Source organism: Spirosoma sp. SC4-14, from assembly GCF_037201965.1.
In the GTDB taxonomy this organism is placed as follows: Bacteria; Bacteroidota; Bacteroidia; order Cytophagales; family Spirosomataceae; genus Spirosoma.
Genome location: NZ_CP147518.1, coordinates 5,043,726 through 5,064,893, shown reverse-complemented (window position 1 = coordinate 5,064,893; position 21,168 = coordinate 5,043,726). Strand labels below are relative to the sequence as shown.

15 protein-coding genes are annotated in these 21,168 nt (G+C 46.8%); 9 read left to right on the top strand and 6 right to left on the bottom strand.

Translation table 11 applies throughout. From position 1 onward, the window contains the following. The first annotated feature begins 57 nt into the window (after nucleotides 1–57). Both WBJ53_RS20645 and WBJ53_RS20640 read left to right on the top strand, forming a co-directional pair. Nucleotides 58–1,653 (top strand): DUF1800 domain-containing protein, encoded by a 1,596-nt coding sequence (locus tag WBJ53_RS20645; protein ID WP_338869638.1) that lies wholly within the window; start codon nucleotides 58–60, stop codon nucleotides 1,651–1,653. Between the two features lie 64 nt (nucleotides 1,654–1,717). Continuing rightward, a complete protein-coding gene (locus tag WBJ53_RS20640; RefSeq protein ID WP_338869636.1) occupies nucleotides 1,718–3,004 on the top strand; it encodes a DUF1501 domain-containing protein in 1,287 nt (428 codons plus the stop codon). Nucleotides 3,005–3,076: 72 nt separating this feature from the next. Here WBJ53_RS20640 and WBJ53_RS20635 read toward each other — a convergent pair whose 3' ends face one another. Together WBJ53_RS20635 and WBJ53_RS20630 are read right to left on the bottom strand one after the other, a co-directional pair. Next, nucleotides 3,077–3,658, bottom strand: a complete 582-nt coding sequence (locus WBJ53_RS20635; protein ID WP_338869634.1) for a sigma-70 family RNA polymerase sigma factor — start codon at nucleotides 3,656–3,658, stop codon at nucleotides 3,077–3,079. 377 nt (nucleotides 3,659–4,035) lie between these two features. Next, complete coding sequence (locus WBJ53_RS20630; RefSeq protein ID WP_338877214.1) at nucleotides 4,036–8,004, bottom strand: ATP-binding protein; 3,969 nt, start codon at nucleotides 8,002–8,004, stop codon at nucleotides 4,036–4,038. 735 nt (nucleotides 8,005–8,739) lie between these two features. Between WBJ53_RS20630 and WBJ53_RS20625 the strand changes: the two genes are divergently transcribed. Next, entirely contained in the window at nucleotides 8,740–8,916 is a 177-nt protein-coding gene (locus tag WBJ53_RS20625) for a hypothetical protein (protein ID WP_338869632.1), read from the top strand. Nucleotides 8,917–9,651: 735 nt separating this feature from the next. On the opposite strand, the gene WBJ53_RS20620 is transcribed toward WBJ53_RS20625, so the two are convergent. Next, nucleotides 9,652–10,335, bottom strand: coding sequence for a response regulator transcription factor (locus WBJ53_RS20620; RefSeq protein WP_338869630.1), 684 nt, complete (start codon nucleotides 10,333–10,335; stop codon nucleotides 9,652–9,654). Between the two features lie 78 nt (nucleotides 10,336–10,413). Continuing rightward, nucleotides 10,414–11,886 carry an ATP-binding protein gene (locus WBJ53_RS20615; protein WP_338869628.1) on the bottom strand — a complete coding sequence of 491 codons (1,473 nt, stop codon included), beginning with the start codon at nucleotides 11,884–11,886 and terminating at the stop codon, nucleotides 10,414–10,416. A 121-nt stretch (nucleotides 11,887–12,007) separates the two neighbouring features. Between WBJ53_RS20615 and WBJ53_RS20610 the strand changes: the two genes are divergently transcribed. The 3 genes from WBJ53_RS20610 (at nucleotide 12,008) to WBJ53_RS20600 (ending at nucleotide 16,725) form a co-directional block, all read left to right on the top strand. After that, on the top strand, nucleotides 12,008–12,820 hold the full coding sequence (locus tag WBJ53_RS20610; RefSeq protein WP_338869626.1) for a GLPGLI family protein: 813 nt from the start codon (nucleotides 12,008–12,010) through the stop codon (nucleotides 12,818–12,820). Between the two features lie 23 nt (nucleotides 12,821–12,843). Continuing rightward, entirely contained in the window at nucleotides 12,844–15,615 is a 2,772-nt protein-coding gene (locus WBJ53_RS20605) for a TonB-dependent receptor (protein ID WP_338869624.1), read from the top strand. Between the two features lie 111 nt (nucleotides 15,616–15,726). Beyond that, the gene (locus WBJ53_RS20600; RefSeq protein ID WP_338869622.1) at nucleotides 15,727–16,725 is read left to right on the top strand and encodes an alpha/beta fold hydrolase; all 999 of its coding nucleotides are present in this window, start codon (nucleotides 15,727–15,729) and stop codon (nucleotides 16,723–16,725) included. On the opposite strand, the gene WBJ53_RS20595 is transcribed toward WBJ53_RS20600, so the two are convergent. Together WBJ53_RS20595 and WBJ53_RS20590 are read right to left on the bottom strand one after the other, a co-directional pair. Continuing rightward, the gene (locus tag WBJ53_RS20595; protein ID WP_338869620.1) at nucleotides 16,722–17,648 is read right to left on the bottom strand and encodes a cation diffusion facilitator family transporter; all 927 of its coding nucleotides are present in this window, start codon (nucleotides 17,646–17,648) and stop codon (nucleotides 16,722–16,724) included. The genes WBJ53_RS20600 and WBJ53_RS20595 overlap by 4 nt on opposite strands. Nucleotides 17,649–17,784: 136 nt before the next feature. Beyond that, nucleotides 17,785–18,042, bottom strand: coding sequence for a DUF6582 domain-containing protein (locus WBJ53_RS20590; protein ID WP_338869619.1), 258 nt, complete (start codon nucleotides 18,040–18,042; stop codon nucleotides 17,785–17,787). Nucleotides 18,043–18,187: 145 nt separating this feature from the next. On the opposite strand from WBJ53_RS20590, the gene namA reads away from it, so the two are divergent. The 3 genes from namA (at nucleotide 18,188) to WBJ53_RS20575 (ending at nucleotide 21,096) form a co-directional block, all read left to right on the top strand. Beyond that, a complete protein-coding gene (gene namA / locus WBJ53_RS20585; protein ID WP_338869617.1) occupies nucleotides 18,188–19,258 on the top strand; it encodes an NADPH dehydrogenase NamA in 1,071 nt (356 codons plus the stop codon). A 111-nt stretch (nucleotides 19,259–19,369) separates the two neighbouring features. After that, complete coding sequence (locus WBJ53_RS20580) at nucleotides 19,370–20,227, top strand: neutral zinc metallopeptidase (protein ID WP_338869615.1); 858 nt, start codon at nucleotides 19,370–19,372, stop codon at nucleotides 20,225–20,227. Nucleotides 20,228–20,454: 227 nt separating this feature from the next. Next, the gene (locus WBJ53_RS20575) at nucleotides 20,455–21,096 is read left to right on the top strand and encodes a Bax inhibitor-1/YccA family protein (protein WP_338877213.1); all 642 of its coding nucleotides are present in this window, start codon (nucleotides 20,455–20,457) and stop codon (nucleotides 21,094–21,096) included. The last annotated feature ends 72 nt before the right edge of the window (nucleotides 21,097–21,168 follow it).

Below are 21,168 nucleotides of genomic sequence, written 5' to 3'. Positions count from 1 at the left end.
CTTGTTAATTATGAGTAAGTATAGTCGTAATTTGAAACAGCGCGATCCCTGACAGACATGGCTGTAAAAAAACGACTGGAACCCTTTCGGGCAAAATGGCGGGAAGAAGACGTCCGGCATTTGCTCAAGCGAATCATGTTTGGTGCCAAACCCGGTGATGTTGCTTATTGGCAGGAGATGTCGCTTCGAAAAGCATTGAATGAATTGTTGAGCGACCAACCTGCTCCGGCTCCACCCATCAATAACTACAACGACGATAAATTCACCGACGACGAAATTCTGCCTGGCGAAACCTGGGTAACATCGATCAATTATGACGGTATGAATAATAGTCGGCGTAAAAACTCCTTCAAAGCATGGTGGCTTGGGCTAATGCTGAACCAGAATCGAAACCTTCGTGAAAAGATGGTGCTGTTCTGGCACAATCATTTCGCTACCGAAACCAATACTATTGATCATGCGCTGATGTGTTATCGGCATAATGCCTTGCTTCGGCAACATGCATTAGGCAATTTCAAAGACCTGGTAAAAGCCGTAACCAAAGACCCAGCTATGCTCAAATACCTGAACGGTACGGCTAACAACAAAAAGGCACCCGACGAAAACTATGGCCGTGAGCTTCAGGAGCTATTTACGGTTGGTAAAGGATCGGGCTCGCACTATACGGAAGCCGACGTTAAGGCTGCGGCCAAAGTGCTGACGGGTTTTCGTAACGACACCACCACCTATGTGAGTATCTTCGATCCAGGGCGCCATGATAGTTCTGATAAAACGTTTTCTGAGTTCTACCAAAACACAATCATTAAGGGACGACGCGGCCCCGAAGGCGAGCAGGAACTCGACGATTTGCTCAACATGATTTTTGCTCAGGACGAAGTAGCTCGTTTTGTATGCCGCAAGCTTTACCGTTTTTTTGTGTATCATCAGATTGACGAAGCTACCGAAACGAACATTATCGCTCCGTTGGCCGACTTATTTAGAGCCAGCAATTATGAGCTGAAGCCTGTGATGCGAGAACTGCTGGGAAGTCAACATTTCTTCGAGGCAGCCAACCGAGGGGCAATCATCAAAAGTCCGGTCGATTTTACGGTTGGGCTGTGCCGGGAGTTTGGCATTGCGTTTCCCGATTCGGCCAGTGCTGCCGATCAGTATGCGTTATGGTTGAGTGTTCAGGTACAAACGGCGGGCATGCAACAGAATATCGGCGACCCGCCAAATGTAGCTGGCTGGCCAGCCTACTATCAGGAACCCATGTTCGATAAATTGTGGATAAACTCCGATACATTGCCGAAACGAAATGTATTTTCTGATGGCATGATCAACGGTAGTATTGGGCGGAATGGGAAGAAACTGATTATTGATGTGATAGCCTATACACGGACGTTACCAAATCCGGCCGATCCGCTTGCGTTGATCAATGATGCCGTTCAGCGGCTCTATATGATAGAGCTTTCAGATCCCGATAAACAGTACATTAAGAGTAGTATTTTGTTGTCTGGCTTGCAGGACACGATAGCAGATCACTATTGGACCCAGGCCTGGAATAATCTAACGGCCAGACCTGACGACACTGTTAATAAAAATAATGTAACTCGTAAACTTAAGAGCTTATACAAGTACCTTATGAATTTGCCTCAATATCAACTTGCCTGATTCGAGGTAGTTGAATATTGGGCCCTGTATAATTAGTCAGAATGTTGGCTTACAGCCCCCGATCATGAAACGCAGAGATTTTATTCGAAAGGCCGCCATCGGTGGTGTTGTGCTGCCTCAGTTCATAAATGGCTATTCGCTCAAAGCTACGGCCGATACGTCGCTCTTGCCTACTGTTAGTCACGATTTGCCGAACGACCGTGTACTGGTATTGATTCAACTGACTGGAGGAAACGATGGGCTGAATACCGTTGTTCCCGTTGATCAATATGGGGCTTATCAGGCGGCACGGCCTACGATTGCTTTACCGCAAAATAGTCTTCTTAAGCTTGCTGGATATGATGCAACAGCCCTTCACCCGGCTTTGTCAGAATTTCAGCAATTGTTTAACGAGGGCAAAGGGGGGCTTGTGCAGTCAGTGAGTTATCCCAAGCCTAATTTCTCCCATTTTCGGGCAACTGATATCTGGATGACGGCTTCAGATTCTGACAAAGTATTAAACACTGGTTGGGCCGGGCGCTACCTGAACGACCTGTTTCCGGGCTTTCCTGACAAGTATCCAAACGAAATTATGCCCGATCCGCTGGCCATTCAGATTGGATCGGTAGTAGCATCGGCTTTTCAGGGGCCTTCTTTTACAATGGGACTAGCCATTAGCAATCCATCTAATTTTTATAACCTGATTGAAGATAAAGTTGAGGTGGCTAGCAACACCCGGTGGGGCGAACAGCTTGCCTATCTCGAAAAAGTATCGCAGAAGACCGATCAATATGCGGGTGTGATTAAGAAAGCTGCGATGAAAATAACGAAGCAGTCTGACAAATACCCGGCTCCGGGCAAGAATCAGCTTGCTGATCAGTTAAAGATCGTTGCCCGATTGGTTGCCGGTGGGCTGCGCACAAAAGTTTATCTGGTAAGTATTGGCAGTTTCGATACGCATTCCAAACAAGCCGAAGCCGACGATACCACCACGGGTACACATGCTCAGCTATTACGAAAAGTATCGGAAGCGGTAGGGGCTTTTATGGATGATCTGACCAAATTGCAGGTAGCAGATCGAGTCGTTGGGATGACATTCTCGGAGTTTGGACGTCGGATTAAGTCGAATGCAAGTGGCGGAACAGATCATGGAACCGCAGCTCCTGTGCTATATTTCGGTAATTCGGTCAAAGCGGGTATTATTGGCACCAATCCTCAACTGCCTACAACTATAACAGTAAACGACAACGTGGCCATGCAATACGATTTTCGGTCGGTCTATGCTACGGTTCTGCAACAATGGCTCAATTTCTCTTCTGACCAAATCCGGCAGATACTCTTTGGGCAATATCCACTATTACCGATGGTATAATGGCCATTAAAAAGCCCTATCCGGCTTCTTGGAGGCCAGATAGGGATTACAAGCTGTGGTGGGTATGGTACGTTATGAGTATACAGGTTTTTTAAACTGTTGCTCTGTATCTGAGATAGCGGCCGAGCATAAGATACGCAGTTTATCGCGACTACGTTTGAGTCGCATTTTTACAGAGCTTTCGGAAAGATTGTATTGTTCGCTGATAAACTTTACCGACAGGCCCTGCTCGTATTTAAGCCGTAGCAGGTTCACTTCTTCTTCAGGTAAATTATTCAGAAAAAGGCTTAATGCTTTCCAGGGAGTTACTAAAGGTTCCGTTTGTTCGGGTTCGCAGATCTCCCGGATAACGGTATCGCTTAATGACTCGGTTCGCTTACACGACCGAAGGTAATCCAGGCAATAGTTATGCGAAATAGAGTAGAGCCAGGTTGAGAAAGTAGAGCGATTCTGGAACGTACTAAGTTTGGCATATACTTTAATAAAAATATCCTGCGTGAAATCTTTAGCCATTTCAGGATCGTTCGTCATGGCCAGGCATTTTTGATAGACTTTGCCTACATAGCGCTTGTAGATGTTTTCAAAACTATCGATAGTTTCAATGCCCGTATAAGCATGAAGAGTTTGTTCATTAGACAGAGGTAATTTTTCCATGATGAGGATTTGATTTAAGTTCGGTAGGGTACTACATTCCTTTTAAGTTACGGTACTGAGGAGGCCTCTGGTTCTGGTCTCTGACTTGCAACAGTAGATCAGGCGTCAAGGTATTTTCTTAAGAGGGTTCTTTCATAGACAATTCATTTGCGGTTAAAGATGACTGCGTTTTAGTTAGGTAAATATCTTACCAAAACCCATGGTCCATTCGTTATAAGAATTGCCTTTGGGTATTGTATAACGTCAGTTACAAATTTCCTTGAATCGCCCCAGATAGGCTGGTATTTTTATATCAAAAACCGGTACTTACGTACCATAGGCATGAAATTATACTAAAAAATATACTATAAGTACATTAAAATAATTTTTTTGTATATTCACTTGCTACTACTTGAAAATGCGGAGGGAGTCATCTGATACACCTTTCGGAACGATCGGGCGAAATAAGAAGGGTCTTCGAAGCCTACCATGTAAGCTGTTTCGGATACGGTATGCCCCTGGCGCAGTAGCTGCGCAGCACGTTTCAGCCGGTAATTACGAATAAATTCGCCCGTAGATGTACCCGTTAATGCTTTGAGCTTACGATGTAAATTCATTCGACTTAAGCCGCTTTCCTGAATAAGTTCTTCGGTGCCGAAGGCAGCCTCATCGAGATGTAATTCAATTAATTGATATAGTTTGTCCAGAAGGGGGTCTGCTTGGGCTGGGGTGTCCGAAACGGGTTCTGGATTCGTTGTGTTTTTCTGGGCCCACTCTCTTAACTGCCGCTGATGATCTAACAGGTTACGCACTCGTAGCTGAAGTTCCTGTACGTTAAAAGGTTTCGTAATATAATCGTCTGCGCCCATAGAAAGCCCTTCAATCCGGCTATCGACCGACGCTTTTGCGGTGAGCAGGATAACGGGTATATGGCTTGTGCGTACATCATTTTTCAGGTTGCTGCAAAGCGTATAACCGTCCATTATGGGCATCAGCACATCACTAATAACCAAATCAGGGATCAAGGCAAGTGCTTGCTCAAGGCCTTCAGCCCCGTTTCGGCATTGATGAATCTGATAGTGAGCAGGTAAGCTATCGGCTATGAATTTATTGAGTGCTTCATTGTCCTCAACAAGCAATATTACAGGCGCTTCGTCGGATGGTATGTCTTCCGGAATAATTGGTTGCTGGTCCTCAGCCTGGGTATTATCTATTAACTCAATTGGCTCCTCAGAATCTGCCGAACGATACGGAAGCATTAAGGTGAAGGTGGTACCAATGCTTACTTTACTGGTTACCTCTATGGTGCCTGACTGGATTTCTACCAGTTCTTTAACAAGAGCCAGGCCAATGCCACTCCCCTCGGCCTGGCCTGCACTGGACGTATCTACCTGGTAGAACCGGTCAAAGATATGCGGGAGTTGTTCGATAGGTACGCCTAAGCCATTATCGGATACAGTCAGTTTTATTCGGCTGGTTGATGTGGCTCTTTTGTTGTCTATACTGCTGAATAATAAACTATTAATAGCTTTTACTTCTATGCTAACTTTACCACCAAGAGGAGTGAATTTTATTGCATTGGCAAGCAGATTCGCAACAATTCGTTCCAACTTATCGGCATCGAACCAATATTCTGTGTGTATGTTTTCGGCTGTAAAAACCAATTGGATTCCTTTTGTGCTCGCTTGTGAGTCAAAGGAATGAACTAATTGGGTTAGAAAGTCGACTAAATCGCCTTTGCTTTCATTTATACGAAGTACGTGCGCTTCTGCTTTGGCTAATTCCATCAATTGATTGATTAAGCCCAGTAGCTGGTTTGCATTTTTTGTTATCAAATCGACCTGATGCTGATCGTCGGGGTTAGTCAAACGTTGTTTCAGTTTTTCGGCCGGCGCAAGAATAAGTGTCAGAGGGGTTCGGAAATCGTGGGTTATGTTCGTGAAAAAGCGTGCTTTTATCGAATCGATCTCTTTCAGTTGCTTCGATTCCTGCTGGGTCAAATACGTACGAACTAATCCGTAGATCAGCCCTATCCCGGCAACCACATAAAACAAGATAGCCCACCAGGTTGCCCACCAGGGCGGGCGTATGATGAGTGTCAGCGTACGAATATGCTTGCTCCATATCCCTGAGGTGTTTGACCCATTGAGCCTTAATGTATATGTTCCCCAGCGCAAATCCGTGTATTCGGCAATAGGTCGGTTGGTTTCAACCCATTGCTCATTAAGCCCTTCTAACTGATATCGGTAGCGGATAGAAGGTTGGTTGTTATATTGTAAAGCGGCAAAACCAATCGTTAAAAAGTTCTGGTCGTAGGGAAGCTTCAACTGGCTGAGCGCATGTACGGGCAAGGAATCGGTTAATGGGCCAGCCAGAAGCGGCTGATTATTAATTTTTATGGTTGTTATCTGAACAGCAGGCTGGTAATTGTCGTCCCGTAGTTGATTTGGGTAGAAAGACGTAATTCCTCCTAATCCCCCTAAAATGATTCGATCGTTGGGTAGATGGATAAAATGAAATCGATTAAACTCATCTTCCAGTAGCCCATCTTCATGTGTATACGTGCGCGTTTTGTAGGTTTTTCGGCTCATCCGGCAGACACCCTGGTTAGTGGCTATCCACAGAAAACCCTGCTTATCTGGAATTGCGGCATAAATAACATTGTTGGGCAGACCGTCTTTGGTGGTGAATCGACGGCACAGTCCTGTTCGTTTATCGAAACGGCAGAGGCCATTGCCAAATGTTCCAACCCATAGAATCGTATTGTCGATAGGATCTGTGAATACGCAAAACAACTGATTACTACTCAGCGACTCAGGATTATTGGGTTGGTTTTTGAACTGTTTAATTTCGCCACTTGCCTGATCGACCCGAAAAAGCCCATGAGTACTCGTTGCTACCCACAGTGCCTGCCTGTCGGTAACCATCTGAAGAATTTTGCCTTCAATTCCTTTCTGACCCCGGCTGCCAGATGAACGGATAGGATGCCTAAATGAATGCCATTGGTCTTTCTGGTACCACATGGCCAACGAATCGGTCAGTAACCATATTCGGTTTGAAGGATCTGTATCAAGACAAATTACAGGATCTGTCCAGGCATGTTGTAAGGCAACCGAAACGGGAAACGCAATTTCATTCAGGCTCTTCGTTTGCAAATCGGCCTGATAGAGCCGATTGTTACCCATATTGAACCAGAGTTTTCCCGATTGATCGTATGTATATCGAAAATTATACGCCAGAAGATCTTTAGCAATGTTTTTAATTTGGCTGGCAGGAAGCCCCAGATTATCGATCAGCAGGTCATGATAAAAGTCTTTTCGATACGGATTCGCGCTAAATCGATTTGTTCGTAGGTTATACTTCACCACGCCCGCCCGGCTGGTGCCTCCCCACAAAACATCCGATCGGTCAATCAGTAATCCGCGATATGCTGTCTGATTGTCTAACTCATCTAAGAGATCGACCGTATTGTTTTGATTAAGACGGAACAGTTGATTATATACGTTGAAATAGTTTGTTCCTTTGCTATCAGACACAATACAGCTATGATGCCACACGGCGTCGATGTTTGTATGTACTGATAGCTTAATCGTATGCATCTGGCCCGTTTGTGGATTCAGTAGCAAAATAGATTGAGGAAGCAGCAAAAGCAGTTCATTCGACGAACGGAAATGAATGGCCCGAACATCGTTTTTGGGAAGATTATATTTTACGAACTGGTCGGTATGCACATCGAGTCGGTATAATCCGGTTTTGTTCGACATCCATAGAGTTCCCTGCTGGTCTTGCAGAAAAGCGCTGAAGGTGGGGAAATAGCCCGGCGTTGGCTGTCGTTTGTATTGGCGCAGTCGTTTGCTGATGGGGTCGAAACAGAGAATTTTATCTGACAAAAAGCTTAACCATAAACGGCCCTGACGATCGATGTAGTGGGCATCGATAATATCTCGACTATACTGACTGGCAAAAAAAGGTTGCCGGGAGATGTTGGTAAAGCGTTCCTGAACGGGATCGATAATGTCAATATCGTTCTGATCGCTAAATATCCATATACGACCCTGAGGGTCGAGACTCAATCCAAACAAACTGGATGAGGTAATGCCGGGTCTACCATCGGCAGTAGGTTGAAAAACTTTGAAATTAGTACCATCATAACGACAAAGGCCATCGCGGGTTGCCATCCAGATAAACCCCTGACGATCCTGAATAATAGACGGAACAAAAGCCTGAGGGAGCCCTTGCCGATAGGTTATGGCTTCGGCTTGAGGTAAGGCTAGTGTCTGACCATGTACTGATCTGAGAAAGATGGAAACTATTAGCAGCGCTGATAACGCTTTCCACCAGTAATTGATCAAGTTTAGAGGGCGCACTACTTTCAAAATGTTACTTTGTTACGGGTGTTAAATCTACTCTTCAAAAAGTTGGTAAATATAAGGCTATCGTTAATAATATGCCTCAATAGAAAAGTAGTTTATTTATTAGTATATACAAAAAATGTATGATTTACTAATGCCTTCTTATTTTAAGGTAACACAATACCTGGAAATAGGCTTTCAACAGAATGCCCTGTTCTGACTTTGTCGTACACATTTCTGTTGTTATAGTAAGTAACGGCCAATTTTTATCATTGATTTACAGATAAGTTTACCCTACCCAAAAGAATGATATGAATTATTTATAGTCGCATTTTTAGTGCCACTTTTACTGGTTTTAATGAAAGAAAACAGTATCTAAGCCTATACATGGTGAAATGTAAATACACCTGATGGCTTTGTTTAATTTTTTTGTGTCTAATTAATTATTTTTGTCTATTTAATATTATTTCGTTTTAGTATTTACTAGCTTCCGCCTTTATATAAACACTTTTTTTTGGATAAATTAATCGCTTTTTTAGGTTACTTGTACTGCTGCGGAACGATTGTACTTCGGGGCTTTGTCGGCGATAGTTACAATCTGCTACTATGGGGGAATGTATTGTCAGAGACAATGACTATTTTTAATCGGCATTTTCAATAGAATGCGAATAAAGGATCATTTCCTGCCAATGACCTTATGTTTGTGTTGGAAACGCTTTTGTGACTCTGTACCTATTTTCTTAACCTACTATGAATAATCAATTTGATCACATTCGTCTTGCTATTACGCAGCGATATATTGAACTCGCCGAGTCGGGTTATGTCGACAACAAATGCCTGGAGCGTGCCCGTCAGGTTGCGGATGCACTGAAGCACGCAGCTAAACCTCTGAAATCGGAAAGCGTTCTGCTGAAAATAGAGAAGTAATGGGTTTTACGGTGCGTTTTGCCGCCTATATAAAAACGCCGAACGGAGTTAGTTCGGCGTTTAATCAATCTATCCACACCATAGTAGACTACCTGAGCTGAAGGGTCCACTATTCCCCATTAACTACGCAACGAGAGGGCTTACCGTTGCTGTTACACGAAAAAACGCCCAACTATCCGTGTAGGGCTGGGCGTTTACACTCTAATTGTCTTGTTACAAAGAGACAAAGGATAGACGTCAATTGTTTTAAATAAACAATAATTTAACGAAGGTTTAATTCCGTCAGATTTTTGCCGTCTATGAGCGGTTGTCTGGCTTGTAGAATGCGCAAACAAACGCCAGACTCATAAAAGGTCTGGCGTTTGCTCACTACTTACATTTACCCAACGGCATCTAGCGCCCTGGTATCGTCCTATACGCTGATAGGAGTTCTAAGGTTGCGTAGTATATATAAATTCGCTGATTTAATAGAGTACAAAAAACGCCGGATGCAAGCCGACCCGGCGTTTAGCCATCACACTCTACTTGAACAAAAACAGGATAAGTGGATGCTTTGGAAAGCGAGCGTTTTAAACGCTCAATGATATATCCTGAAATAGATCATCTACTCTCTTTACGCAGAGAGTAGGGTAAATCGTTTCAGTTTAATCGTAACTTAATTTGGATGTTTCTGAAAAACAGAAGCTTTAACGATCTGAGGTTGCCTTCGCTATAAAGGCTGGAAAAGGTAAACCGCTAAACAATAAGTTTGTAGCCAATACCCCGTACATTCACTATTTGTATCTGTGGATCATTGCGTAGATGCCGTCGGAGCCGGGTAATGAACACATCGAGGCTTCGACCATTAAAAAACGAATCGTCGCCCCAAATATCAATCAGAACCCGACTACGTTCGAGAACCTGGTTTCGTTGTTCATAAAGTCGCCGGAGGAGTTCGGCTTCACGATAGGAGAGCAGAACATCGTCGCCATCAAATGTTAGTTTCTGTTTCGGTGGATCGAACTGATAACGCCCAATGGTCAGGAATTGGGTAAGCGGAGGAGTTATTCGGGGGGCTACCGTACGCCGGAGAAGTGCATTGATGCGAACAATTAATTCGTCGAGACTAAACGGCTTTTTCAAATAATCGTTGCCACCTAGTTCAAAACCTTTCACAACATCGGCAGTTTGTGAGCGCGCTGTCAGAAACAGAACCGGAGTGTCAACATTGCTTTGGCGAATGTGCTCAACAAAGGTAAAACCGTCCATTTCGGGCATCATCACATCGGCCACAACAATATCGGGGCATTCTTGCTGAAACATGCTTAGACCTTCGGCACCGTTTGTGGCATAACGTACCGTAAAACCCCGTACTTCCAGACTGTCGCGAACGATCATGCCCAGCGCGGCTTCATCTTCAATCAGGAGTACAGTTGGCATAATGGAGCTGAACGGATTTCAGTATACGGTGATTATGAACAGATTTCATGAACTCAGTTGCTGAGGAGCAAACAATCGTTAGTCGGTAGTAAAAAACATAGTAAACTCGCTCCCTCGTTCGGGGTCGCTCTGAACGGCAATGCTTCCGCCGTGGCGTTCCACTACCTGCCTAACATAGGCCAGGCCGAGTCCAAAGCCTTTAACAGGGTGAAGATTGCCGGTAGGGACTCGAAAAAAACGGTCGAAAATAGCCGTCTGGTAACTTTTCTGGATGCCAATACCATTGTCGGCAACCGAAACGCTCCAGTCAGAAGAATGTCGATGAAAGGCCAGCCTGATGGTAACCTGCTCTCGCGAATACTTGATCGCATTGTCGATGAGGTTATTGAGCGCATTGCCAAAATGTACCCGATCGACCGTAACAATGGCATCGGCTGGAATATTGGTTTCGAAAGACACGGGTTTGAGCGCCCGGAGCCGATGGTTTGTAATCAGATCGTTGGCCAGTTCGTACAGGTCGACCGGCTCCGGGTGTAGTATCAGTTCATGCTTTTCTTCGACTGCCAGATTGAGAACTTTTTCGACCAGATCGGAGAGCCGCTGCAAGTTCGTTTGTGAAATGGCCAGATACGTTTGCGTGCGTTGCGGATCGTTCAATGCCCCAAAGTTCTGTAAGGCTTCGACGGCCGCTGTGACGGTAGCAATGGGCGTTTTTAGTTCGTGGGTCATGTTATTTATAAAATCATTCTTGACCTCCGACAATTTCTTTTGCCGCATTATTGTCGATAGCATAAACAGAAAGCAGCCCGTTGTCAGCACAAGTAACAGCAATGATGCGCCCAGCAGCCAGCCCATCCGACTGAGCAGGTAGAAGCCCGGAGCCGTAAAGGATGCCTGCACAAACAGGTTTTTGACGGGATTGACCGGTACCGGAGCGGTATGGATCGAACTGATAGCACTAGCCGACTTTATATTCCGGGAATCGGTTCGAACGATGAAAACGTTATTTTGGGCCTGTTTAGGTTGTATGGTAATGGTATCGAGCTGGAAATCAGCATCTATGCCTCTCTGTTTGAGCTCTGCCTGATAGAGTTTCTTAAGTTTTGGCAGGGCGATTTTGCTCCGATCAGTCCAGTCGAGCATAACCAGACTGGTTAGCCGCCGGGCTATGGAATCGGGATTTAGCGAGGAGTTGGTATTCAGCGCCGAATTCAACGTAACGATGACTCGTTTAGGTTGTTTATTTGCCGTTTGTTTCTGATTGGTCGTGTCGGGGTGATTTTGAAAGAATACACGCACCTGCCGACTACCGGGAGCGTCGAACTGACGGATAATGAGCTGCGAAGTGTCTTTTAGTTTCTGACCGAATAACTGTTTTGCTTCGCCAACCTGTTGCTGTTCCAATGCCTGAAACAACGCATCCTGAGCCGACGACGCAAATTGCTGACGGTCGATCTGGTAGGTTTTCCAGAGCCAGTATGCCTGAAACGCATTGATGCCAACAATGCAGGCGGTCATTAACCAGAAAATAGAACGAATTCGCCGATTCATAGACAAATCTACATTGGGTGGTTGGCCTTTGCTATACCGTTAACACTGTTTAACACTAAATAGCAGTGCCTTACAGAACGTTGCTGGAACTTTGACCCATCAAATTAAACCAGACATTTTTATGAAGACGTTCTCTTTCCTGATACTATTATTGGCCATGCTTGCTGGCGGTGTGGCTCCCATTTTTGCCCAAACATCATCTGCTGCTACCTGGTCAGGGCAAATTGCTTACGAAGTGGTTCGCAAAATTGATCCGAACAGTATGCGAATCGTGATCAATGGCGAACAGGTGAAACCTGGCGATCCTAACTTCCCCAGCGACATACCAGATACCCGTACCTTCGGGCAAAAGACACTGATTGCCGGGACTTTTGCCAAAGTGAATCGCGAAGGCGAAAACACGGCCGTTCGGACAATGGTAACGTTAGGGGCCGCAGGCCCAGGGCCGACCCAAACGTCAACGGCGGGCCGTCCGTTCGAAGAGCAGGTTTACGTCGATCTGGCTGCCCAAAAATCTATTACAGTTTTAACAATTGGGAAAGATAAAGAAGCCAGAACCTACCGGGCCGAAACATCAATTACGCGGGCTACTGACTGGAAACTGACCGATCAGACAAAAAAGATTGCTGGCTATGTTTGCCGCAAAGCAACAGTTCCGTTTCGCAAAGAAACCTATACGGTTTGGTACACAACAGATCTGCCCGTTACGTATTCGCCCATCAATGAACTAACGCCCGAGGCAGGTGTGGTGCTGCTAATTGAAAGTAGTCGCGAGCAGTTCCGGGCTACCAAAGTGAGCCAGGATGCCGTCGACATAAAAGATATACAGCCGACAACCGCAGCCGAAACCGTTTCGGCTGATCGATTAGCGGATCTGCGTCAGAAAGCACTGGCCGATTTTCGTCAACAACTGATGATGGGTGATCGGAATTAACCCCCAATCTCCAATCTCAATTCATGAAATCCTTCCTGCTTTTTATTACGCTCCTGGTTGGAGTGTTGACAAATGCTTTTGCCCAGAAATTGACCAGTAAACCAGAAATTCGGGGAACAGTTGTCGATTCGGTAAGCGGCAAACCGCTTCGGCTGGCATCGGTAGCACTACAAACCGCCCGCGATTCTGATTATGTGACAGCTACCGTAACGGATGGTGATGGTCGGTTTCGATTCCGCAACCTGGCTCCGGGTAAATATCGACTGCTCATTACCTTTCTGGGCTATCGGAATGCAGCGTATTTCATATCGGTCGATCGCAACAATCCGCTAATCGATGTTGGATCGTTGCTAATGACTGAGCAATCCAGTACACTCGATGAAGTGATTGTTCGGCAGGAGCGGGCACCCATTGCGGTGCGGGGCGATACGCTGGAATTTAATGCCGGTTCGTTCAAGACGCAGCCAAACGCACAGGTAGAAGAGTTGTTGCGTAAACTGCCGGGTGTAGACGTCAGTCGCGATGGTACAATCCGGGTGCAGGGGCAAACCATCAGCCGGGTGTTGGTCGATGGCAAGCCTTTCTTTGGTAATGACCCCAAAATGGCAACCCGGAATCTGCCCGCCGATATTGTCGATAAGGTGCAGTTATACGACCAGTCATCGGATCAGTCGCAGTTTTCGGGCATTGATGATGGTAATCGCGAGCGCACAATCAATCTGACCATCAAACGCGACAAACGTCGGGGCTATTTTGGTCAGAATGCCGTGGGTGCCGGACCGAATCGTGAGACTGGACCTGCTCGCTATCAGGGTCGGTTAAGCCTGAACCGATTCAACAATGGCCGTCAGTTATCGCTGATTGGGCAGGCTAATAATCTTAATCAGCAAAACTTCACGTTAGGCGATGGGGGGGCTACTGGACCCGTTATTGTGGGTGGGCCGGGTAGTTTTGTTGTGGCTGGAAATCAGTCGCCAACCAATATCATTGAAACAAAAGCGATTGGCACTAATTATCGCGATAAACTAGGGAAGAAAGCGGAGGTGTCGGCCAGTTATTTTGTCAACCAGGCCATTACGACCACCGATCAGCAAAACCATCGGCAGAGTATTCTGCCCGAGCAGTCGTTTACTACCGATCAGCATTCGTATTCGCAGAACCGGCAGACAACCCAGCGATTTAATGGACGCCTGGATTGGCAACTCGATTCTTTAACGAGTCTCCGGCTAACGCCCAATATCTCATGGCAGCATACGGGGTTTGAAAGTGCCCTGACCAGCCGGTCGGTTTTGCCCATTGGGCCGACTGCCGACTCTCAACTGCTCAACACGGGCGAAACTAGCTACAACTCATCCGGGAATGGGCATAATGGATATAGTAATCTGTTGCTGATGCGGAAATTTCGACGTGAGGGTCGGACATTTTCGGCCAATCTGAACACGATTCTGGCCAATGGCGAAACGGGAGCCTTAAACCAATCGATCAATAGGCTTTACGATTCAACAGGGAGCAATCCAACCCAGATTCGACTCAATCAACGAAACGATCAGCTAAGCCAGGGGCTACAAAACACCGTAACGCTATCGTATGTAGAACCCTTATCGCTGACTCGAAAGCTTGAGTTTAAGTATGCGTATGCCAATCACCAGAATCGGGCCGAGCGCAACACGGTTGATTTCGATGAAGCTACCGGTCTATATGACCGACCAAATTCGGCATTGACAAATCGCTTCAGGAGTATTTTTGCAACGCATCAGGCTGGCGCTACCATGCAGACGCGCCGATTGCGGTACACCTATGCGTTAGGCTTTGATGTGCAGCAGGCCCAACTCCGTGTCGAAAATCGCTCGATCGATACTAGTTCAAGTCACCGCTACCTGAATCTATTACCGAATGCACTGTTTTCGTATACCTTTCCGGGTAACCGTAGCCTGCGACTGCAATATCGGACGCGATTGACAGCCCCTACAATAACGCAATTGCAGCCGGTTGTCGATAACACCAATCCGCTCAATGTTCGTTTGGGCAACCCGGCGCTTCGTCCCGAGTATTATAACACAATTACGCTGACGTATAATGGTACGGGTACGGTGATGGGCAGGAGTCTATTTATGTTTGCCAGTTTAAACCAAAGTACTAACCGCATTGCTTCGGCCACAACCATCAACAGTGCTGGTGTGCAAACCACTCAACCGGTCAATGCAGGGGGCTATTGGTCGCTCAATGGTACAATGTCTATCAATCGACAGATTCAGCCCGTAAAACTAAATCTCATACTGACAACCAATGCAGGTTATACACGCGCCATGAGCTTCATTAACGACCAGATTAATGCCTCCCGAACTGGAAGTGTTGGACAGGGAATACGGTTGCAGTCGAACTACAACGGCAAACTGGAATATGGGATAAGTGGAACCGTAACGTATCAGACGGCTACGTATTCGTTGCTGAGTCAACAAAATACGTCTTACTGGGCGCAGTATGCAACGGCCGATCTGCACTGGCAATTGCCGTTCCGGTTTGTTCTGACCAGCGATCTGACCTATACGGCTACTTCTGGCCGGTCGGCGGGTTATAATCAGCAGTTTACACTCTGGAATATGGCGCTGGCCCGGCAGTTTTTTAAAGGTAATACGGGCGAGATACGTATTCAGGTTTTCGACCTGCTGAATCAGAACCGTAGTCTGGTTCGCAACACTACCGACTCATATATCGACGATGTACAAAGTCGTGTGCTGCGTCAATATGTGCTATTGAGCTTTGTATATAATCTGCGGAAATTCGGGGTGAAATAAATTCAGCGAACGATGGTATGCAACCAGCTTTAGGTTGAGCTTATGCTAAACAAAGGGGCGGCAAAGTAAGAAATCAGGAAAGCTCCCTTTCTTGCGGAAACGTAGCTTTCTATGCCTCGATATTCATTTGTCAACCTAATCGTATTCTTTCTTCTCCTGGTTTGCTCTGGCTATGCGCAGCAACGCTTTGCCGACCTGGGCGATTTTCAGCTCGAAAATGGTCAAACCATTCAGAACTGCCGTCTGGGCTATCGAACATTTGGTCGGTTAAATGCCAATCGGTCCAACGCAATTCTGGTGCCAACCTGGTTTGGTGGTACCTCGCAGGGGAAAGCCTTTGTAGCCAATCCGGGGGGCATTGCCGATAGCACACAGTATTTTACGATTGTGGTCGATGCGCTAGGCAATGGTGTGTCGTCGTCGCCATCGAACAGTACGGCGCAGGCCGGAGCTGAGTTTCCGCAGTTTACAATCCGCGATATGGTCCGCTCTGAATATGAGCTGGTTACGAAGTACCTGAATCTGACCCATCTGTATGCCGTGATGGGTATTTCGATGGGCGGTATGCAGTCGTTCGAATGGCTGGTGTCGTACCCAACCTTTATAGATAAGGTAGTTCCTATTGTTGGAACACCAAAACAAAGTAGCTACGATAAGCTAATGTGGGGCACGCAGCTTACTATTCTGGAACGGGGCAATTTTTCGCCCGAAGCCATGAAAACTACCGGTGATCTTCACGAACTAAATCTAACAACACCAACCTATTTTCTGACCCATCTGAAAGCCGACGATGAACCCGCTTTTGTACAGCAGAAAGAAAATGGCTATGCAAACACAAATCCGTATAACTGGGCTTCGCAGCTTCGAGCTATGATTGGTCAGGATATTTACCGGGGCCGAACGGTAGCTGAGCTGAAATCTACGATTAAAGCAAAGCTGTTGGTTGTCGTCGCTACGCAGGACCATATGGTTACCCCCGGAATGGCTACCGAACTGGCCAGATCGTTGCAGGTGCCGTTGGTTGAACTTACGGGCGATTGCGGCCATTTGGCCACATCCTGCGAAGAAGACAAAGTAAAGCAGGCTGTTCGGCAGTTTTTGCAGAATTAAGCACCATTCGCCTGGGCGTCCGAGGCTGCTACGCCCGGTTCAATAAAAACATGCCTGACAATCGGGAATTGCTGCTGAATGGTTGCCCGGATTCGACTGATGGCCAGATTAATGTCGGTAGTTGACAAGGTGCTCTGAAAAGCAACAACTAGCATGATGATGGTTTCTTCCGGACCCAAATACATAGATGGCGAGTTGAGAACCTGATCAACGGTTTTGTCCTGCTCTGTTAGTGCTATAATCTGGCTTAAGGTTGATTCTTCGAGGCTTTCACCCATCAGAAGGCTACGACTTTCGCGGGCCAGCACAATAGACACTGCGGTGAGCAGTAAGCCAATAATGATAGAAGCGGCTCCATCGAAATAGGGATTCTGGAGTTGATGACCCAGAAAAACGCCCAGGAAAGCCACAATTAGCCCTAATAGGTCCGATGCATCTTCAAACAGAACCACAAATGTAGATGGATCTTTGCTGCGCTTAACGGCCGACCAGAACGGTTGCTCACCGCGTTGCCGGTTAAATTCCTTGAAGGCTGTAATGAACGAAATACCATCGAAACAAAAGGCTACACCCAGCACGATATAGTTCCAGAGCGGATTTTCGATAACCTCAGGGTGTTGTAGGTGCGTAATGCCCTCATAAAATGATACACCACCACCCACCCCGAAAATCAGGATCGAGACAATAAAGGCCCAGAAATATTGCTCTTTCCCATACCCAAAAGGACGTTTTTTATCCGCAGGTTTTTGGCTGCGGGCAATTCCCAGGAGTAGCAGAACCTCATTTAGCGTGTCGACCATCGAATGGATTCCTTCCGAAACCATTGCCGAACTTCCCGTTATACTGGCCGCTATAAATTTGGTGATGGCAATGGCCAGATTAGCGGCTAAGGCACTGTAAATTGGTGTTTTAGAGGCTGGCATGGTCGATCGTGAACTAGGCGGAGGAGGTTAGGTAGTTAACTGAATTCATTCTGGAAAGGTTACTGCTTTTAGAAAACCAGTTAAGCAAAAACCCGCCATATCGACGGGTCTTTGGTAGCAGGAAGCTTGAACCGAACTACTCACTTTCTATAGCGACGTGATGTTTTTCTGCGGCTTTCTTAATGCGGTTTTTGATGACATCCACTTCATCGGCGTCATATTTGGCAGCATTGTCTTTATGATTTATATAGCTCCACGCTGCCCGAACGTGCTCAGGGGTGTCTATGGGATACTTTTTGTTTGTTCGGTCTGCAAACTCTACATCACCGTATTTGTGCTCTCCTTCGGTCGGTCTGACATCGTCGCGCCGATCAATTTTCGTGTCCTTTGTCATGATTGTTGAGTTTTATGATTGTATGCATAGCAACTGATTGATTCAGGAAATGTTTTTCGGGTGAATAATCGGCCAAAATGGAAACCTCACTGGCTTGCCCGCAGTTGGTACATACAGTGCTGGATTCTCAACAGCACGTTAGCCTATGTCTGTTCTTTTTTCTCCGATCACCATTCGTAGTGTTCAGCTAAAAAATCGCATTGTTGTTTCGCCCATGTGTCAGTATTCCAGCGAAAACGGGTTTGCCAACGACTGGCATCTGGTACACCTGGGCAGTCGGGCGGTAGGAGGGGCCGGATTAATCATTACCGAAGCCACTGCCGTTTCGCCCGAAGGCCGAATTTCGCCCCACGATCTGGGAATCTGGAGCGACGACCATATTGCCGGGTTGAAACGAATTACGCAGTTTATTAATCAGCAAGGCGCTGTTGCGGGTATTCAGTTAGCTCATGCCGGTCGTAAGGCCAGTCACCATCGGCCGTGGGACGGCGGTAAGGCTATTGCCTCTACCGAACCAAAAGGCTGGGAGACCGTGGGGCCGAGTGCCATCCCATTTTCAGAGGTCGATCCGCGCCCGCTGACCCTTACGGCTGAGGGAATCAAAAATGTACTGATCGATTTTCAGAATGCTGCCCGACGGGCAGTGGACGCCGGTTTTCAGGTTGCCGAAATCCATGCTGCTCATGGCTATCTGCTGCACGAGTTTTTATCGCCGTTGAGCAATCAGCGAACCGACGACTATGGGGGCTCGTTTGATAATCGGATTCGAATAGTGGTTGATGTAGTTGAACGAGTTCGGGCTGTCTGGCCCGAAGAGTATCCACTGTTTGTTCGGATTTCGGCCAGCGACTGGACCGAGGGAGGCTGGACTATTGACGATTCGGTTGCGCTGGCGGCTGTTCTGAAAACGAAGGGTGTCGATGTGATCGATTGTTCAAGCGGTGGCAACGTGGCTCATGCCAAAATACCACTCCGGCCGGGCTATCAGGTGCCGTTTGCCGAACGCATCAGGCAGGAAACCGGTATGCTGACCGGTGCCGTTGGGCTTATTACGAGCGTTGAGCAGGCCGAAGCTATTCTGGCCGATGGGCAGGCCGATCTGGTGTTGCTGGCACGGGAATTTTTGCGCGATCCGTATTTTCCACTTCATGCTGCTCAGGCATTAGGGGAGGAAATTGCATGGCCATTGCCGTATGAGCGGGCAAAGCCAAAATAAAAAAAATGAAGGTTCGCTAAGTAAAACTATCGTTGGTATAAGCCGATTTACTTACTTTGGAGTTATATCATCATCGTAACCATTGTTTTACTTAAAAATCAGTTAACAACCATGCGTTGGTTAGGACAAAGAGAAAGTGATAACGTCGACGATCGGCGCGGAGGTGGGGGTGGCGGTTTATTGGTTGGCGGGGGCATAGGCACCGTCGTCATAGCCGTCATTGTTATGCTTCTGGGCGGAGATCCATCCGATATTTTGAACCAGAGTGCTCCAACTCAGCAGGTGTCGGAAGCACCTACCGGCCCACAACCCGACGATGCCGCTGCTCATTTTACGCGGAAAGTACTGGGTAGTACCGAAGACGTCTGGACACAGTTATTTGCGAAAGAAGGCGCTCAGTATCGCAAGCCAACGCTGGTCATGTTCCGGGGAGTAACCTCGTCGGGCTGTGGTACGGCACAGCAGGCTATGGGGCCGTTCTACTGCCCGCTCGATGAGAAAGTATACATCGATCTGTCGTTTTATGATGAGTTAAGCCAGCGCTTCGGGGCTACTGGCGATTTTGCCAATGCCTATGTCGTTGCGCACGAAATTGGCCATCACGTTCAGAAACTGATGGGTATTATGGACAAAACCGATGCCCTTCGGGAACGACTCAGCCAGCGGGATTATAACAAAGTATCGGTTCGGTTAGAACTTCAGGCCGATTTTCTGGCCGGTGTTTGGGCACATTATGCACAGGGAAAAAGTTTTGACTTTGACCCTGGCGACATTGAAGAAGCGCTGACAGCCGCCAATGCCATTGGCGACGATAAAATTCAGGAAGAAACGCAGGGACGTGTAGTGCCCGATGCCTTCACCCATGGCACATCTGCCCAGCGCGTATACTGGTTTAAGAAAGGGCTTAAAACCGGCGATATTAACCAGGGCGATACCTTCAATAGCCGCGAAGATGCCAATTTGCAGTAACACATTGTTTCTTTTTTGTCAATTTTACGGCAAGCCGGAACCCAGAAGGTTTCGGCTTGCTGGCTTTACAGAAAAATGGTGTCGGAAACCTGCGAACTTTATTATATTCGTTTGTTTAATGCTCTTTCCTACCTAAATCAATGTCTTTTATGGAATCACAATCCTATCCTCAGCAACACCACCCTTCGCTAACTGCCGAACAAATTAGACAAGAGCAGGCTGCTTTTATGACCCAGGTATATGGCTGGATGTCTGTTGCGCTGCTTGTTACGGCTGCTGTTTCAATCTGGGTTGCCAGTTCGACCGCTGTGCTGGAAATTATTTTTGGTAATCGAATTGTCTTCTACGGGTTGCTGATTGGCGAATTTCTGATGGTTGTGTCACTGTCGGCGGCAATACAGCGGTTGTCAGCTCGTATGGCCACCATTCTGTTTATGGCTTATGCTGTAATGAATGGTCTGACACTGGCGTCGATTTTCCTGCTTTATACCGGTGGTTCGATTGCTTCTACCTTCTTCGTGACGGCCGGAACCTTCGGCGCTATGAGTGCTTACGGCTATTATACTAAGCGCGACCTGACTTCGCTGGGCGGTTTTCTGCTTATGGCGCTAATCGGATTGATTATTGCCTCGCTGGTCAATCTGTTCTGGCAAAATGAAACACTCTATTGGGTATCGACCTATGCGGGTGTGCTGATTTTTGTTGGACTGACGGCCTACGATACTCAGAAAATCAAGGAAATGAACATTATTGGCAACGCAGGCACCGACGAAGACCGGAAAGAGGCTATTATGGGGGCGTTGCGACTCTACCTGGACTTTATCAATATGTTTCTCTACCTGCTACGGTTGTTTGGCCGTCGGCGCTAGAAATTCACCTATTTTGTATTAAAAAAGCACTCCAGATGGGGTGCTTTTTGTTGCTTTTTGGAGGTTGGTCCT